The sequence below is a fragment of the Actinomyces viscosus genome, from assembly GCF_900637975.1.
Classification (GTDB): domain Bacteria; phylum Actinomycetota; class Actinomycetes; order Actinomycetales; family Actinomycetaceae; genus Actinomyces; species Actinomyces viscosus.
The window spans coordinates 1,775,173-1,791,252 of the sequence record NZ_LR134477.1 but is presented as its reverse complement, the minus strand read 5'-3'; the positions used below and the strand labels follow the sequence as shown (position 1 = coordinate 1,791,252).

The window sequence follows — 16,080 nt, the reverse complement described above, 5'->3', positions numbered from 1 at the left end:
TCCGGCCGCCCGGCTCTGGTGTGCCGGGAGAGTGCCTGCCATGTGCCGTTGGCTCCGGAAGGTCAGCCGGGCAGGTGGGCGGTGAGTTCCTGGACGACGCGGTCGGCGGCGTGACCGTCGCCGTAGGGGTGGGCGTCGGCCTCCCGGGGCTCGGCCGGGCGCGGCCTTGAGGCGGCCTCCACCAGCTCGTCCCCGGGCTCGACCAGCCGGTTCCAGCCCAGCTCCACCGTCTCCACCCACTCGGTCTGAGGGCGCACCGTGGTGCACGGGACCCGCAGGAGGAAGGCCTCCTTCTGCAGCCCGCCGGAGTCGGTGATGACACCGCGGGCGTGAAGCGCCGAGGCGATGAGGTCGGGGTAGGCCAACGGCGGGTGAACCAGCAACGACCCCCGGTTCTCCAGGGGCAGGCCGTGCTCGGCGCACTTGGCCACCAGGCGCGGGTGGGCCAGGATGACGACGGGATGGTCCACCCGGGCCAGGGAGTCCAGGACGGCCCCCAGGCGCTCGGCGTCGTCGGTGTTCTCGGCGCGGTGAATAGTGGCCAGGGAGTACGCGCCCTCGGCCAGGGAGAGCTCCTCCATGACCGGGCTGGGAGAGCCCGAGACCCGATCGCGCACCTGGAGCAGCACATCGGTCATGACGTCGCCGACGACGACGGTGCTGCCCGCCAGCCCCTCGTCGGCCAGGTGCTCGGCCCCCACCGCGGTGGGCGTCAGGAGCAGGTCGGCCGCGTGGTCGGTCAGGACTCGGTTGATCTCCTCAGGCATGGCCCGGTTGAAGGAGCGCAGCCCCGCCTCCAGGTGGGCCACCGGAATGTGCAGCTTGACGGCCGCCAGAGCCGCGGCCAGCGTCGAGTTCGTGTCCCCGTAGACCAGGACCCAGTCCGCAGACAGGGACGGCAGGGTCTCGTCGAGCGCAGCGAGCATCGCCCCGGTCTGGGCCCCGTGCCCGCCCGAGCCCACCCCCAGGTGCACGTCGGGCGCCGGAATACCCAGGTCGGTGAAGAAGACGTCGGAGAGCATGGGGTCGTAGTGCTGCCCGGTGTGGACGATGACGTGCTCCACCCCGGCCGCGGCCATGGCGTGGGCCACCGGGGCGAGCTTGACGAACTGGGGCCGGGCCCCGACGACGGAGACAACGCGCATGGGCCGATCCTACGGGCCGCAGCGGCCGCCCACCCAAGTTCGGATCGGCGGCGGGGCGCTGGTGTGCCGTATGGGCTGCGCAACCAGCGCTCACATCCGGCCACCTGAGGTGGCGCCGATCAAGCCCGGCGCGACACGACCGGCCGCAGGCGCCGTCGGCGGCCAGGGTGTCCACCCCAGGTGGATCCGTGCCACCTGACCTCACGGGATTCCAGCGACCATCACGTAGCTCGAACGCGTGCACCGAGCCAGGCCCTCACACGGCCACACTCCTGCCGAGCGATAGGCCCTAGCATGGGAGGCATGCGCGTCACCGTCGTCACCACCTGGCTCCCCACCGACCGGGCCCCCAGTTCGGGCTCCTTCGTCCTGCGCGACAGCGCGGCGATCCGCGACGCCGGGCAGGATGTGCGCATCATCCACCTGGTCCCACCCCACCAGGACGACGGCGCCCGTCACCGCACCCTGGAGGGCATGCGCGTCCTGTCCATCCCCATGAAGCCCTCCAGCCCCCTGTCCGTTGCCCGGGCCGCCGGCCGGCTGCGTCCGGCGCTCGAGGGCACTGACGTCCTGCACTCCATGGCGATGAGCTCCCTTCTCCCGCTCACCGCCCTGGACCACGCCCGGGCCCTCACCCTTCCCTGGGTGCACACCGAGCACTGGTCCGGCCTGACCAACCCCGACACGCTCGGCCCCGCCCTGCGCGCCGCGATCCCCGTCGTCGGGCACGGTCTGGCCCGCCCCGACCTGGTGACCGCCGTCTGCGAGTACCTGGCCGCCCCGATCCGCGCCCTGCGGCGCGGCCTGCCCACCGCGGTCGTCCCCTGCATCGTCGAGCCCCAGGACACGGTGGCCGAGCTTCCCGGTGGTGACAGCCCCGACGGCGTCGGGAGCACCGACGGCATCAGCATGGTCACAGTGGGCGGGCTCGTGGAGCGCAAGGACCCCATGGCCTGCCTCGACGTCCTCGCCGAGCTGACCGCGCGAGGCCGCCCGGCCACGATGACCTTCGTGGGGGAGGGGCCGCTGCGGGCCGACATCGAGGAGCGCCTGGCCGCCGACCCCTCCCTGGCCGAACGCACCCGTCTGACCGGCAACCTCGACTCGGCGGGCGTGCGCGCCGAGCTCGCCCGCGCCGACGTCTTCATCGGCCCCACCCGTGGGGACAACTTCTTCGTCTCAGCGGCCGAGGCCATCACGAGCGGGCGGCCCGTCGTCGTCTCCGACGCCGGAGGTCAGACCGAGTACGTCACGCAGGCCAACGGCACGGTCCTGCCCCTGGGGGCCGACAGCGGGCAGTGGGCCGACGCCGTCGTCGAGACCGTCGAGCGCCTCGCCCCCCGCGGCGCGGCGTCCATCGCCGCCACCATCGGGGACAGGTTCTCCTCGGCCCAGGTGGGCGGTGCCTACCGCCGGCTCCACGAGGAGGTCGCCAGCGCCTTCACTGCTGCGCCTCCAGCTCGGCGGGAGTGGCGACGGGCAGGTCGGTGAACAGCCGGCACCGTCGGCACCAGGTGTCGTTGAGGAAGGCGCGCGTCCAGAAGCCCAGGAGCTTGCGCCCGCCCATGAGCTGGACGGCCGCCGACGGCAGGGAGGTGTCGGTGATGAATGCCTCGAAGGACATGGTCGAGTGCAGTGTCGCCCACGCTGAGAAGGTCCGCTCAGCCAGACCCAGCAGGTGAAGGCGCGACAGCGCGGACTTGAGCCGCGAGCGCGTCTCCTCGCTGACCTCGGTGGCGGCGAAGTAGGGCAGGTCGGCGTCCTCGGTGGGCTCGATGGCCTCCGCCCCGGCGCCGTCTGCCAGGGCGGTCGCCCGGGCCCACAGGCGCGCGATGAGGACCGCGTAGAAGTCCCGCGTGGCCGTCAGCTCCACGGCGCCGCGGTGCCAGGCGTTCCAGAACTCCACGTCCAGCATGGGCAGCGCCCACTCCAGCCCCAGGTGCTCGTAGGCGCGCATGGAGTTGTTGATGTACTTGGTCTGGCGCTCGCGGACGTTGTAGGACTCCAGAATGCTCTGCACGTCGCGCGGGCTGCCGGTGAAGGGCCACAGAGCCAGAAAGTCCCGGACCTTCGCCGCCCGGTAGGGGTCGGCATAGGCACGTCGCTGGTCCCCCTGGAGCTCCTGGTGGTGGACGATGATCGCCTTGGCCACCTGGCCGCGCGTGACGCCGGGCTCCTCCAGCAGGTGCTCGTCGTGCATGTTGCCCACGATCGTGTGCCCCGGAAGGACGACGTCGCCCGGACGCACCGCACCGCTGGCCATGAGGCTGCGCAGGGCGTACCAGTCCTGCACGTGGGGCAGGGCCCCCAGGGCGTAGCTGTACTCCAGGAAGTCGGCCGCCTCCTGCGTCTGCCAGGCCTCGCGCAGGTCGGAGGGAACGTAGTCGACGGCGTGCCACTCCAGCCCCACCGCCTCGGCCACCTTCCGCGAGACCTCGACCTCCCGGCTTCCGGGGCGCCCGTAGGTGAAGGCCACCGCCCTGTCCAGGGCGCCGTGAAGCGTCAGCCACGCCACCAGCAGCCGCGAGTCCAGTCCGCCCGACAGGGGCAGCACGAGCCGCGGCGAGCCCGGGCGGGCCGCCAGCTCCTCCAGGACCCGGCCCATGCCGGCGTCGAGCGCCGTCAGGAGCAGGTCGGAGAACTCCTCGGGGTCGACGACCATGTCGGACTCCTCGGAGAACCGCGCCAGGGCGTAGCTGGCCGTGCGGGCCCGGCCGGTGGCGCGGTCGATGCGAACGATCGCGCCCTGCTCGGTCTGGTGAACGCCGACCAGCAGCGTGTCGGTGCCGGAGACGAACCCCGCGTCCAGGAGCTCACGGCGCGCCCGCGGATCCAGGCGGGGGTCGCTCAGGGCGCCGCGCATCGCGGTGGCGTCGTCACTGACGATGAGCCGTCGGCCGCCGTCGGCCCCGTCCTCAAGGGCCCAGAACAGGGGCCAGGAGCGCAGCCGGTCCTGGGCGAGGACCACCTCATCGTCGTTGACCCGGATGGCGGTCAGGCGCCCCGGGTGGGAGACGAGGACCTCCGGATCGGTCGGATCGGGGCAGAATATGTCGCAACGCACCCACAGGGATCCGGTGGTGCCATCCGACGGAGCGGTCTGCTGCCACTGCGGGTTCGTCAGCCGAAGCTCGACCTCGATAACGCTCACCGTTGTCCTCAATCCTTTGAAATCCTTCGACCGGTCCGTGAGGCCGATGCGGTCTCGGCGTCGCGGTGCGTCGGCGCCGCCTGCCGGCGGTCAGTGTGTCACAGTCATGACACGTGACGCGGATGACGCCCGCCGGAGTCCATTGGCCTCCGACGTTGCCCGACAATAGAGGAGCGTCCACTGGTGTCCATGGGGCGCGAGATAATCGCTCAGCATCCCGTGGCTCGGAGGTCCTGCCCACTGCGGGCCGTCTCAGGGTCCATGCACAAGACGGAGGTGATGTCATGAGCGCAGACAGGCTCATGGTCTTCCACGCTCCTTTTCCGCTTCAGCCGGACCGGGTGGCCGCCTCCATGCTGCGTCCTGTGGCAATGCGTCAGGCCTTCGCCGACCTCGGTTACCGGGTCATGGAGGTCACCGGCTACGCCGCACAGCGGCGGCGGGCGATGGCTCGGGTGAGGGAGGCGATCGCCGCCGGAGACAGGATCGAGCTCGTCTACAGTGAGAACGCGACCATCCCCAACGCGCTGACCGAGCCGCGTCACCTCCCGGTCCACCCCGTGCTCGACGCCGCCTTCTTCCGTCACTGCCAGCGCTCCGGAGTGCCCGTCGGCGTCTTCTACCGGGACGTCTACTGGCGCTTCCCCCGCTTCCGCGAGGGCATCAACCCGCTCCTGGAGGCCGGTCTCCAGGCCGCCTACCGCAGCGAGCTCATGGCCTTCGACAAGGTGGGCCTCCACCTCTTCCTGCCCAGCCAGGCCATGGCCCGCCACGTCCCGTACGTGGACCCGGCCCGCATGAGCGCTCTGCCGCCGGGGGCGCCCGATGTCGAGTCCAGCGGCGCCCATGACGGGGACGGTCGCGGTGGTGGGGACCTCGAGCTGCTCTTCGTCGGCGTCCTTCAGGACAACTACCGGCTCGACGCCTGCCTTCGGGCCGTGACCTCCACGCCCGGAACCAGCATCACCCTGTGCGTGCGCCAGGAGACCTGGGAGGCCAGCCGCGACCACTACGCCCCGCTCCTGCCGGCCGGCCGAGCGGAGGTCGTCCACCTCTCCGGGGCCGAGCTGCTGCCCCTCTACCGGCGGGCCGACCTCGGGGTCCTGTTCACCGAGCCCAATCCCTACTGGGACTTCGCGGTCCCCTACAAGCTCTACGAGTACCTGGCCCACGAGCTGCCCGTCATCGCCGTGCGCGGGACCCAGACCGGTCGCCTCGTCCAGGAGATGGGGATCGGCTGGGTCCTGGACTACGACGCCGACGCGCTGAGCCGCCTGCTGAGCCGCCTGCGCGGGGCTCCCGAGGAGATCGAGGCCGTGCGCCGCCGCATGCGCGCGGTCCTGCCCGGTCAGACCTGGCAGGCCCGGGCCCGCACCGTGGCCCAGGTCCTGGGCGAGACAGAGAGGAAGTCATGACCCGGTTCCCACGAGGTGGGGCGCTGCTGGCCACCCGTATCCACCTGCCCGAGGCCGCCGCCGCCTCCTTCCGGCTCGACGGCGTCGAGCGCGCCCTGGCCCGCCACGGCGTACCGGTGCGGGCCCTGACCACGACCGTGCCCGGGCGCGACGGGAAACCGGCCCCGCAGGTCGATGACCCGCAGGGCGTGCGCGTCTCGCGCTGGCCCGCCCTGCGGGACGCCAGCGGCTACCTGCGCGGCTACCTGCCCTACCTCTCCTTCGATGTGCCCCTGGCCCTGCGCCTGGGGCTGGCCTCCCGGCCGGATGTTGTCCTGGTCGAGCCGCCGCCCACGACCGGTGTCGTGGCGCGAACCATCTGTGCGCTGCGCCGTCTGCCCTACGTCTGGTACGCCCCCGACGTGTGGTCCGACGCCGCCGCCTCCACCGGCGCACCGGAGGCGGTGGTGCGTGTGGTGCGCACCGCCGAGTCCTACGCGATGCGGGGCGCCAGGTGCGTCATCGCGATCAACGAGGAGGTGGCCGAGCGCGCCCGCGCCCTGGGCGCCCGCAACGTGGTGGTCGTTCCCAACGGCATCGACACCGACGTCTTCGAGCCCGCCGGCGAGCTGCCCTCCGACGAGGAGCGCGCCGAGCTGGGGATCACCGGCCCTTACCTCATCTACGCCGGCACGGCGTCGGAATGGCAGGGAGCGGACATCTTCGCCTCCGCGCTGGGGCAGGTGCGGCGCACCCACCCCACCGCGCAGATCCTCTACATCGGGCAGGGCTCGGACTGGGAGAAGATCGCCCAGGTCGCCTCGACGCTGGAACCCGGTCCCGACGGCGCGCCGGCCGTCGTCATGCACGGCCTCATGGATGCCTCCGACGCCGCCCGCTGGCAGCGGGGCGCCGCCGCGAGCCTCGTGTCCATCCGCCCGGGGCAGGGCTATGACTTCGCCTACCCCACCAAGGTGCTGGCCGCCCTGGCCTGCGGGGTGCCGGTGGTCTACGCCGGGGTGGGGCCCGTCGTCGACGACGTCACCACCCACGAGCTGGGGTGGGTGGCCGACTACACCGAGGACGACGTCGCCCGGGCCATGAGCCAGGCGCTCGACGAGGCCGACCAGGTCGCCGACCAGGTCGCTGACCGGGGCGCCTCCCGGGCCCGCCGGCTGCACGCCTGGGTGCGCGACCACCGCTCCCTGCGAGCCACCGGCGAGGCCGTGGCGCGACATCTGCGGACGGTGGTGCGCGGCGCATGAGCTGGATCGTGACCTGGATGTCCGCCCTGCCACTGCTGGTCGCGCTGATCGTCGCGACCTTCCTGCCGGGCTGGCTGCTCCTCGTCGCGGGCGGCGCACGCTTCCGACTGGCGCGTATCGCCTGCGCCCCGGCGCTGACCTTCCTGCTCATGGGGCTCGGGGGAGTCGTCTTCCGCGCACTGGGCGTGTGGTGGCACCTGCCCACCATCATCACCTACCTGCTCCTGTGCGCGGCGGTCGTCGCCGTAGGGCGCTGGCTGTGGGTCAGACGCAAGGGACAGGTGCTCACCGTGCGCACCTGGTTCGCCCCCGAACCGGCGCCTCACGGGCTCCCGGCGCCCACCCCGTACTCCAGCGCCATGGGGGCGCCGGGCGAGCCCGAGATGCCCGATACCCGTTCCATCCTCGGTTCCCAACGACTGATGTGGGCGGCCATCGCGGTCACCTGGATCGTCATGATCCTGCCGATCCTGCCCGGCTCCGGGCCCAACATCCCGATCCAGTCCGCCGACTCCCTCTACCACTACAACCAGGCCTGGCTCATCGAGCACACCGGCAACGCCTCGATGATCGACGGCAACGCGGGCATGTTCGGGATGGACGGCCACCACTCCTTCTACCCGATGGTGTGGCACGAGATCGTCACCCTCGCCTCGGTCGGCTGGGACCAGGTGGTCCCGGCCACCAACACCCTCCTGCTCGTGGTGCCGCTCGTGTGGCTGATCGGTATGGCCTATCTGGCCCGGGTCATCCTCCCGGAGATCCGGGGCTCGGTGTACCTCGTCCTGGGGGCCGGCGCGCTCACCCCGATCTTCCCCATCCGGCTCCTGACCGACACGGCCGTGTGGCCGTACGCGTTGGCCCTGGCGGCCTGCCCGGCCACCGTTGCCTGGGCGGTGGCCGCCTGGCGTCGGGCCGCCTGGCTGGTCACCGTGGGGCGCCGACGCCGCACGATCATCGTCCTCGCGGCACCGGTCGCCGCGGTCATGGGCTCGGTCGTCACGCATCCGGCAACCGCGATCATCATCGGCTGGCCCCTGGCCGCCGTGGCCTGGATGGGGATCGTCCTGGCCGGGATCCGGGGGGTGCGTCAGCAGGACCGTGCCGCCCGACGACGCGGCATCATCCTGCTGAGCGCCGCTATCCTCGTCGTTCTGGCCATCGCCGTCTTCGTCATGGCGCCCGGACCGCAGCAGGCGCACTTCGGCAGGCGCCCCGACCGCAGCTGGGAGCCGTTGTTCGCCAAGCTGGTCATCCCGTTCCTGCTCTACTACGGCGGAGGCGGCTGGGAGATCCGCGCCGCCTACATCATCATGGCCTGCCTGAGCGTTCTCGGTGCGCTGCTGGCCTACCTGCGCAGGCACCACCGGGGCATCGTGGTGGCCTGGGTCGCCTGCATGCTGCTGATCCTGGCGGCGCTGGCCCCGGTCCCCGTCCTGTCGGCCATGACCGGCGTGTTCTACAACAACCCCCACCGGATCAAGGCCATGACGGTGGTTCCCGCGCTCCTCCTCGTCTCGCTCGGGCTGGACGCGCTGATCGGCTGGTCTATGGCGTGGTGGCGTCGGTGGTTCCCGCAGACCGGTGCCCGTGCTCAGGACGGCGACGAGAACGCCGCGGATGCCCGGCCGCAACGGCTCAAGCACGCGGGGGGATGGGCCTCGGCCGCCCGGCTCATCATGAGCAGCCCCGTCGTGGTTGGAGCACTCGTTCTCGCCCTGGGGGCCGCCAGCAGCATGTCCGCCGTCATGGCGGACGTGAGAGGCGCCTTCTCCCCGAAGTACGGACAGTCCCGTATGGTGGCCTCGCCCGAGGAGATGGCCATGATCACGCGTCTGAGCACTGAGCTCCCCCCGGACGCCTACGTGCTGGGCGACCCTGTGGCGGGCACCGCCATGCTCCCCTTCCTGGCCGGGCGCAGCCCGGTGTGGATGTTCGCGGGACAGGCGGACAGCGACACCGACGGCCTGTACCTGCGCACGCACTTCCGTGACCTCCACTTCGACCCGCAGGTGTGCGAGATCGTGCGCCGCCATGGCATCACCCACTTCTACAGCGACGAGCCGCAGCGCTTCAACGGCGTGAACAACCAGAAGCTGCGCCCGGGGCTCTACGACGTCGACGTCTCCAGCGGCTTCACCCTCGTGGACCAGGGCGGATCCGCAGCCGTCTACCGCATCGACCTGTGCTGGCCCTCCGAGGAGCAGTAGCGCGGCGAGTGAGGCAGGATGCCCGGCCGCCGGCCGGGCAGCGTGAACGAACGAGTATGGTGGACCCGCCACGCCAGAAGCCACGGAAGGACCAACCCGCATGCGCATCGCCGTCGTCGCCCTGGGCAAGATCGGACTGCCCCTGGCCGTCCAGTACGCAGACAAGGGCCATGAGGTCATCGGGGTCGATGTCAACCCCGCCGTCGTCGAGGCCGTCAACGCCGGCATCGAGCCCTTCCCCGGCGAGGCCCACCTGGCCGACAAGCTCGCCAAGCTCAGCCCCGCCACCGGCAACGGCGCCCTGCGCGCCACCACCGACTACGCCGAGGCCATCCCCGGGGCCGACGCGATCGTCCTCGTCGTGCCGCTGTTCGTCGACGACGCCAGCTGGGAGCCGGACTTCGCCTGGATGGACGACGCCACCCGCTCCCTGGCCGCCCACCTGACCCCGGACACCCTCATCTCCTACGAGACCACCCTGCCCGTGGGCACCCTGCGGGGCCGCTTCAAGCCCATGATCGAGGAGATCAGCGGTCTGAGGGAGGGGACCGACTTCCACCTCGTCTTCAGCCCCGAGCGGGTTCTCACCGGCCGCGTCTTCGCCGACCTGCGCCGCTACCCCAAGCTCGTGGGCGGACTGGACGAGGCCGGCACCCGGGCCGGTATCGCCTTCTACGAGTCCGTCCTCGACTTCGACGAGCGCGACGACCTGCCTCGCCCCAACGGCGTGTGGGACATGGGCACCGCCGAGGCCGCCGAGATGGCCAAGCTCGCCGAGACCACCTACCGCGACGTCAACATCGGCCTGGCCAACCAGTTCGCCGTCTACGCCGACAAGGCCGGCTTCGACATCGAGCGCGTCATCGAGGCCTGCAACTCCCAGCCCTACTCCCACATCCACCGCCCCGGCATCGCGGTGGGCGGGCACTGCATCCCGGTCTACCCGCGCCTGTACCTGTCCACCGACCCCGACGCCTCGGTGGTGCGCACCGCCCGCTCCTTCAACGCCACGATGCCCACCTACGTGGTGGGCCGGGCCACCGAGGTGCTCGGCTCGCTTGAGGGCCTGCGCGTCGTCGTGCTGGGCGCCTCCTACCGCGGCAAGGTCAAGGAGACCGCCTTCTCCGGCGTCTTCCCCACCGTGGAGGCCCTGCGCGAGGCCGGCGCCGAGGTCCTCGTCCACGACCCCATGTACACCGACGACGAGCTGGCCGGCTTCGGTTGGACCCCCTACCACCTTGGGGAGCAGGCCGACGTCGCCATCGTCCAGGCCGACCACCCCGAGTACCGCGAGCTCACCCCCGCCGACCTGCCCGGGCTGAGGCTCCTCCTGGACGGGCGCCGCGCCACCGACGCCGACAGGTGGACCGGTGTGCCCCGCCTGACCATCGGCGGAGGCAAGTGACCGGGGAGGCGTCCTGAGCCCGGCGGCAGGCATGAGCGCGACCGCGGTCTGGGAAGCGGCCGGAGCCTCCGGCTGGACCCTTGCGGCCGCCACCCTCGTCGTGGCCGGACTGCTGGTCGTGCCCGGCTGGGTCGTGGGGCGAGCGGCCCGCCTGGGGGCGCTGCCGTCACTGGCGGTGGCCCCCGCCATCGGCTCGGCGATCATCGGAGCGGGGGAGATCCTCGCCCACGGCCTCGCGCTGTCCTGGTGCCCCTGGGGCTGGGCGGTCACCGCCGCCCTGACCATCATCGCGGCGCTTGGAGCCCGTCTGGTCGCCGGCCCCCCACCGCGGAGTGCGCGACGAGCGACGCCGTGGAGCCGGGCCGAACGGCTGATCCTGGCCGGCGGCCTCGCCGTGGCCGTCGTCGTACCGGCCGGGGCGATCCTCTCCGCCCTGCCCGGACCCGGCTACCCCGCGCAGGCCTTCGACGCCACCTTCCACCTCAATGCGGTGGCAGCCATCCGCGAGGGGGGCAATGCCTCGATGCTGGGAGGCCTGTCCGCCCTCTACTCGGGCAGCGCCGTCTACTACCCCACGGTCTGGCACGGGATCCTGGCGCTGGCCCCGGGCGGCCCGGCCGTCGTCAGCACCGCCGGGGTCCTGGCCCTGACCGCGGTCGCCTGGCCGTTGGGGCTCCTGGGTCTGCTCGCCGGGGTCACCGGTCTCGATACCGCCTGCGAGCCGGCCGGCGACGGCGCCGGCCGGCGGCAACGGGTCTGCGCGGTGGCCGCGGTGCTGGCACTCAGTGCCGCAGTGGTGAGCTACCCGCTACTGCTCATGACCTCCCTGTCAGTGTGGCCCTACGCCCTGAGCGTCCTGGGCCTTCCCGGCGTTCTCGTGCTCTACGACCTGCTGCGCCGGGGGACGGCGTCGCGGCGCCGTCACCTGACGCTGGTAGTGCTCGCCCTGGCCGCCGCCGGCGGCGTGGTGGCCGCGCACGGCACCGGCCTGTTCAACCTGGCGGTTCTGACCCTGCCCTTCCTGGCCGACGCCGTCGCCTCCCTGTGGCGCCGCAGCGCCGGCAGCCGTGGCGGCCGGGCCCTTGTCGTGGCCGGAGCGGTCGTGGCCGTGCTGGTCCTGGTTGTCGGGGCCTGGATCATGCGCAGCTCGCTGGCCTCCGTCCTGGGCTACCGGCGTCCCGCCGGGGGAGTGGCCGGAGCCGTGGCGACGCTGGGGCAGGCACTCATCGACCTGCCGATGTACGGGGCGGTGCCGGGGGCCACCGTGCCCGTCGGGATCCTGATCGGTCTGCTCACCCTGGGGGCGGCCTGGTCGGCGCGCTCGCGGCAGCAGCGCCCCTGGCTCGTCATGTGGCTCATGGTGCTCCTCCTCCTGGCCCTGGTGGGAGGGCCCCAGTGGGCCGGTCGTCAGCTCGGCTCGCCCTGGTACCTGCAGAAGGCCCGGATCGCCCCGCTCGCCATGCTTCCCGCCCTCGTCCTCATGGCCCAGGCGGCTGCCGGGAGGCCCGGACTGCGCCTGTGGGAGGAGCTGCGCCGGAGGGCGGCGCGGGTCCACGGGGCGCGGCCGGGGCGGACGGCCGCGGCCGTTCTCGTGGCGGTTGTGCTGCTGCCGGTGGCGGCGCGGGTTCCCCTGGAGCGCAACCTCGTCGCCTCCGTCTACGACCCGCAGCGCATCCAGTACGGGACCCTGCTGACCAAGGACGCGATCACCCTCATCCAGCGCTCCCGGAGCGTGCTGCCCGACGACGCCGTCGTCCTGGGGGCACCGTCGAGGGGAGCCGCCCACCTGTGGTCCTTGGGCGGGGTCCACGTCGTCTACCCGACGCGCGCCGAAGCCGCACCGGGAACCCCGGAGTCTGAGCTGGTTTCCGCCTGGCCCGCCCTGGGGCGGACGGGCTCCCAGACCTGCATGCTTCTTGACCGCCTGGGTGCGAGGTACTTCTACAGCAGCTCGGATGCCACCGCCTCGGGCTCGGCGACCGGCGCCGCCCCGCTGCGTTGGGACGCGCCCCTGACGCAGCTGCCCACCGAGGGCCTCGAGCTCATCGACTCCGAGGGCGGCGTCTCCCTGTGGCGCATCACCGCCTGCGACTGATGCGGCCGGCGGTCACCGGCAGCCTCGTGCTCAGGCCTCGACGTACTGGACCACCGAGGGCGGCTCGGCGGACAGGTCCACCAGCTGGGGAACCAGGCTCGTGAAGTGCTCCGAGGCGTTGTGGGCATCGACTGCCGCGTCGTCGCGCCACGTCTCAAGCACGACGAAGGAGGTCGCATCGTCTCGGGCCACGCACAGGTCGTAGGCGATGCTGCCCTCCTCCGCCCGTGAGCCCTTGACGAGCTCGCCCGCGAGCGCGCGGAACTCCTCCACGGCGTCGGGACGGACGTGGAAGGTGGCGACGATACGGATCATGGGAGTCTCCTGTCTGTGATGAGAAAAGGGCGCTTCACGAGGCCGCGGCCAACTTTCTCACAACATACTGATTCAAGCTGATGGACTGCTCCGCCGCCTCCATCGCCAGACGTCGATGGAGGTCCTCGCCCAGACGCAGCTGAAACTTCCCCGAGATGCGGTATCAATCGTGAGGGGTGTCGTGCGTGGCTGCCGGCTCCCAGGCCGTCCGGTCGGTCCCCAGCAGGACGGCGAGCCCGATCGGCACCACCATGATGACGGGCGCCATGTAGCGGAACGGTGTGACGGTGGGCGCCGCGATCAAGAGCGTCGCCCACAGCAGGATCATGGGGGTGTAGATCGCCACCCACTCGCGACGGCGGGCGTAGACGAATCCGGTGACGCTCAGCGCCATCACCCACATCCAGGTCCCCTGGCCCGGCGTGGCCTCCATCGCCCGTACGACGGCGTCGCCCACCGGGCGCAGGGGCCGGGGCAGGAGCGAGTGGTTGACCACGCCGGCGCTGGCGTAGCTGCGGATCAGGCGCTCCCGGTCGGCCGGGTAGTTCGAGACCGCGGAGACGAAGCGGGACTGCCCGTCGGTGCGGATCGGGTCGGCGTCGAAGCGCCACAGGTTGGCGGTCTGGATGAGGAAACCGGTGACGAAGGGGCGGGGACAGGCCACCAGCGCCCGGCCCCAGGCGGAGAGGAACCGGCCGCGGTTCGCATCGAGGTAGGCGGTGTTGAAGGCCTCGGCGTCCTTGACGGGGTCGACGCTGGTGGGCCGGTAGACCTGCTTCCAGACGGCCGGCTCCAGGACGGCGTCGAAGACCCTCCGGCTGTCCTGCGGCAGGCAGTCGGCGTCGTGGACCAGGGTGTAGCCGACCATCTGCAAGGGGATCCCCAGCGCCTCCTCGGCATGCGCGGACTGCGCCGTCGCGGCCGGTGGAACGACGATGAGCACCAGGGCGACGGCGCTCACCGCCACCGCCCGGCGCAGGTGGGCCCGCGACCACCACACCACCAGCGCCAGGATCACCAGGACCACCGGCAGGGCGTTGTTGCGCATGAGCGCGAAGCCGGCCAGCACCGCCACGACCACCATGGCGCCGCGACCGCTCAGCAGCACCCGCCCGGCGCTGGCGCGCACCACCAGCAGCACCGGGATGAGCAGGGTGGCGAACAGGGAGAAGGCGGCGTCCTTGACCACGGCGAAGGAGTAGTCGGCCACGAGCGGCATGAGTGCGCAGTAGGCGATGAGGAGCCCGCTCATCCGACGTGAGGCGCCCCTGCGGTCCAGGAAGACGACGACGACGCTCACGCAGGCCGCCCACAGCAGCATCTGCCCCACCGACAGCAGCACGACGCCGACCACGTCGCCCCCGACCAGGCGCCCCAGCCGGAACAGGCCCCCGACCGTCAGGGTGTAGGTGATGGGATGCTGGGCCCCGGCGCCGGTGGGGTTGCGCAGGATCCAGGCCGTGTCGTTCATCGAGGCCATCGGCCACAGGTGCGCGTACAGGAAGGACCAGCACACCAACGGCACCAGGAAGGCCGTCAGCGCCAGGTGCCGGCGGGCCGGCCTCCCCGTGCCCGGGGTCACCGAGCCCGGCGTCCCGTTGCCTGACGGCTCGCCGTCGTCGTTGCGGGACCCGCGAGCCCGACGCTGCTCGGTGAGATCGACCAGCGCCAGGAAGCCCCAGCACACGGCGCCGCTGAGAACCAGAGCCGCCAGGAGCCGCACCGGACCGAAGGAGGTCCTGAGGATCACCCCGGACTCCGACTGGAACCGGCCCACCACCTGGGAGGCGGCATCCACCGCCGCGAAGACGATCGCGAAGAGCACAGCCACCACCGCCCGACGACGGCGACGGCTCCCACTCGGCGGCCCCTGCGTCGACCCCGGTGAGGACCCCGGTGAGGACCCCGGTGAGGACCCCGCGGGGGCACCGGGGCGATCGGATCGACGGGAGGAGGGCTGGGGCGAAGACAGTGGCACGGGCGTTGATCTCCAGTCCGGGGACGCAGAAAGAGCGCATCAGCACCCGCACCACCAGCAGAATCACCGGCCTCGGGACGGGTGCCGCTAGAATAGCGCCTGCTCGGCTCCCGTCCTGATTGGAACCAGGTGGATCTCTCCAACCTCGACATCGCAGCGATCGTCCCGTGCTACAACGAGGAGGGCGCGATCGGAAAGGTCGTCACCGACCTTCTGACGGCCGTTCCCACGATGCACGTCTACGTCTACGACAACTGCTCCACCGACCGCACCGCCGAGGTCGCAGCCGCTGCCGGCGCCATCGTCCGCCGTGAGGAGCGCAAGGGCAAGGGGAACGTGGTCCGCCGGGCCTTCGCCGACGTCGAGGCCGACATCTACGTCATGATCGACGGGGACGACACCTACGAGGCCGCCGCGCTGCCCGGCATGATCGAGACTCTCCTGGAGGGCCCCTACGACCATGTCCTCGGCGTGCGCCGCGACGTGCAGGAGAAGAGCTCCTACCGGCCCGGCCACGAGGCTGGCAACAAGGCCTTCAACCGCCTGACCTCCCGGGTCTTCGGCACCCACGTCACCGACATGCTCTCCGGCTACCGCGTCTTCTCGCGCCGGTTCGTCAAGTCCTTCCCCGCCATGAGCCGCGAGTTCGAGATCGAGACCGAGCTGACGGTTCACGCCGCCACCCTGCGCGTGCCCCAGATCGAGGTCCCAGTCGGCTTCAAGGAGCGCGCCGCCGGCACGGAGTCCAAGCTCAACACCTTCTCCGACGGGTTCAAGATCCTGGGCCTCATCGCCCGACTCGTGCGCGACGAGCGCCCCATCCTCTTCTACGGCACCCTGGGGTTCCTCACCTGGTTCCTCGCCATCGTCCTGGGCGTCCCGGTCGTGTGGCACTTCCTGGAGTTCGGCAACGTCCCGCGCTTCCCCACCCTCTTCCTGAGCATCGGCCTGGTGACCCTGGGATTCCTGTGGATGATGCTCGGGGTCATCCAGTCGGGGCTGCGGCGCTCGCGGGCCAACGCCGCCCGCCTGGCCTATCTCACCTACCCGGCCGTCTCATACGTCTAGCGACGGACCGGTCCGGGCGGGCTCTGGGCGGACGAGTGTGGGGCCCTCTGAAGA

12 protein-coding genes are annotated in these 16,080 nt (G+C 71.7%); 7 read left to right on the top strand and 5 right to left on the bottom strand.

Annotated features, from left to right (window positions below; all coding sequences use genetic code 11):
* Positions 1-62: 62 nt before the first annotated feature.
* Entirely contained in the window at positions 63-1,145 is a 1,083-nt protein-coding gene (gene wecB, locus EL340_RS07590; protein WP_126414106.1) for a non-hydrolyzing UDP-N-acetylglucosamine 2-epimerase, read from the bottom strand.
* A 303-nt stretch (positions 1,146-1,448) separates the two neighbouring features.
* On the opposite strand from wecB, the gene EL340_RS07585 reads away from it, so the two are divergent.
* Complete coding sequence (locus tag EL340_RS07585; protein ID WP_126414105.1) at positions 1,449-2,636, top strand: glycosyltransferase; 1,188 nt, start codon at positions 1,449-1,451, stop codon at positions 2,634-2,636.
* Here the strand turns inward: EL340_RS07585 and EL340_RS07580 are convergent.
* Positions 2,587-4,296, bottom strand: coding sequence for an asparagine synthase-related protein (locus EL340_RS07580; protein ID WP_126414104.1), 1,710 nt, complete (start codon positions 4,294-4,296; stop codon positions 2,587-2,589). The genes EL340_RS07585 and EL340_RS07580 overlap by 50 nt on opposite strands.
* A gap of 284 nt (positions 4,297-4,580) precedes the next feature.
* On the opposite strand from EL340_RS07580, the gene EL340_RS07575 reads away from it, so the two are divergent.
* The 5 genes from EL340_RS07575 (at position 4,581) to EL340_RS07555 (ending at position 12,665) form a co-directional block, all read left to right on the top strand.
* Entirely contained in the window at positions 4,581-5,711 is a 1,131-nt protein-coding gene (locus EL340_RS07575; protein ID WP_126414103.1) for a glycosyltransferase family protein, read from the top strand.
* Positions 5,708-6,955, top strand: coding sequence for a glycosyltransferase (locus EL340_RS07570; RefSeq protein WP_126414102.1), 1,248 nt, complete (start codon positions 5,708-5,710; stop codon positions 6,953-6,955). Before EL340_RS07575 ends, EL340_RS07570 begins: the two co-directional genes overlap by 4 nt.
* On the top strand, positions 6,952-9,165 hold the full coding sequence (locus EL340_RS07565) for a DUF6541 family protein (RefSeq protein ID WP_126414101.1): 2,214 nt from the start codon (positions 6,952-6,954) through the stop codon (positions 9,163-9,165). The genes EL340_RS07570 and EL340_RS07565 overlap by 4 nt, the downstream gene beginning before the upstream one ends.
* Positions 9,166-9,265: 100 nt before the next feature.
* Entirely contained in the window at positions 9,266-10,570 is a 1,305-nt protein-coding gene (locus tag EL340_RS07560; RefSeq protein WP_126414100.1) for a nucleotide sugar dehydrogenase, read from the top strand.
* A 31-nt stretch (positions 10,571-10,601) separates the two neighbouring features.
* The gene (locus EL340_RS07555) at positions 10,602-12,665 is read left to right on the top strand and encodes a DUF6541 family protein (RefSeq protein WP_126414099.1); all 2,064 of its coding nucleotides are present in this window, start codon (positions 10,602-10,604) and stop codon (positions 12,663-12,665) included.
* Positions 12,666-12,695: 30 nt separating this feature from the next.
* Here EL340_RS07555 and EL340_RS07550 read toward each other — a convergent pair whose 3' ends face one another.
* Genes EL340_RS07550 through EL340_RS07540 form a run of 3 tightly spaced genes read right to left on the bottom strand, consistent with a single transcriptional unit; the run spans position 12,696 to position 14,805 of the window.
* On the bottom strand, positions 12,696-12,980 hold the full coding sequence (locus EL340_RS07550; RefSeq protein ID WP_126414098.1) for a putative quinol monooxygenase: 285 nt from the start codon (positions 12,978-12,980) through the stop codon (positions 12,696-12,698).
* A gap of 34 nt (positions 12,981-13,014) precedes the next feature.
* Positions 13,015-13,137 (bottom strand): toxin-antitoxin system HicB family antitoxin, encoded by a 123-nt coding sequence (locus tag EL340_RS15735; RefSeq protein ID WP_269471651.1) that lies wholly within the window; start codon positions 13,135-13,137, stop codon positions 13,015-13,017.
* 6 nt (positions 13,138-13,143) lie between these two features.
* Positions 13,144-14,805, bottom strand: coding sequence for a DUF6020 family protein (locus EL340_RS07540; protein ID WP_232022923.1), 1,662 nt, complete (start codon positions 14,803-14,805; stop codon positions 13,144-13,146).
* Positions 14,806-15,087: 282 nt separating this feature from the next.
* Between EL340_RS07540 and EL340_RS07535 the strand changes: the two genes are divergently transcribed.
* The gene (locus EL340_RS07535) at positions 15,088-16,026 is read left to right on the top strand and encodes a glycosyltransferase (RefSeq protein ID WP_126414096.1); all 939 of its coding nucleotides are present in this window, start codon (positions 15,088-15,090) and stop codon (positions 16,024-16,026) included.
* Positions 16,027-16,080: the final 54 nt, after the last annotated feature.

What these genes read in the sequence shown, in the direction of transcription:
- EL340_RS07575 (WP_126414103.1), top strand. Translation starts at nt 4,581, where the DNA reads ATGAGCGCAGACAGGCTCATGGTCTTCCACGCTCCTTTTCCGCTTCAG.
- EL340_RS07550 (WP_126414098.1), bottom strand. Translation starts at nt 12,980, where the DNA reads ATGATCCGTATCGTCGCCACCTTCCACGTCCGTCCCGACGCCGTGGAG.
- EL340_RS07560 (WP_126414100.1), top strand. Translation starts at nt 9,266, where the DNA reads ATGCGCATCGCCGTCGTCGCCCTGGGCAAGATCGGACTGCCCCTGGCC.
- EL340_RS07585 (WP_126414105.1), top strand. Translation starts at nt 1,449, where the DNA reads ATGCGCGTCACCGTCGTCACCACCTGGCTCCCCACCGACCGGGCCCCC.
- wecB (WP_126414106.1), bottom strand. Translation starts at nt 1,145, where the DNA reads ATGCGCGTTGTCTCCGTCGTCGGGGCCCGGCCCCAGTTCGTCAAGCTC.
- EL340_RS07565 (WP_126414101.1), top strand. Translation starts at nt 6,952, where the DNA reads ATGAGCTGGATCGTGACCTGGATGTCCGCCCTGCCACTGCTGGTCGCG.
- EL340_RS07555 (WP_126414099.1), top strand. Translation starts at nt 10,602, where the DNA reads ATGAGCGCGACCGCGGTCTGGGAAGCGGCCGGAGCCTCCGGCTGGACC.
- EL340_RS07570 (WP_126414102.1), top strand. Translation starts at nt 5,708, where the DNA reads ATGACCCGGTTCCCACGAGGTGGGGCGCTGCTGGCCACCCGTATCCAC.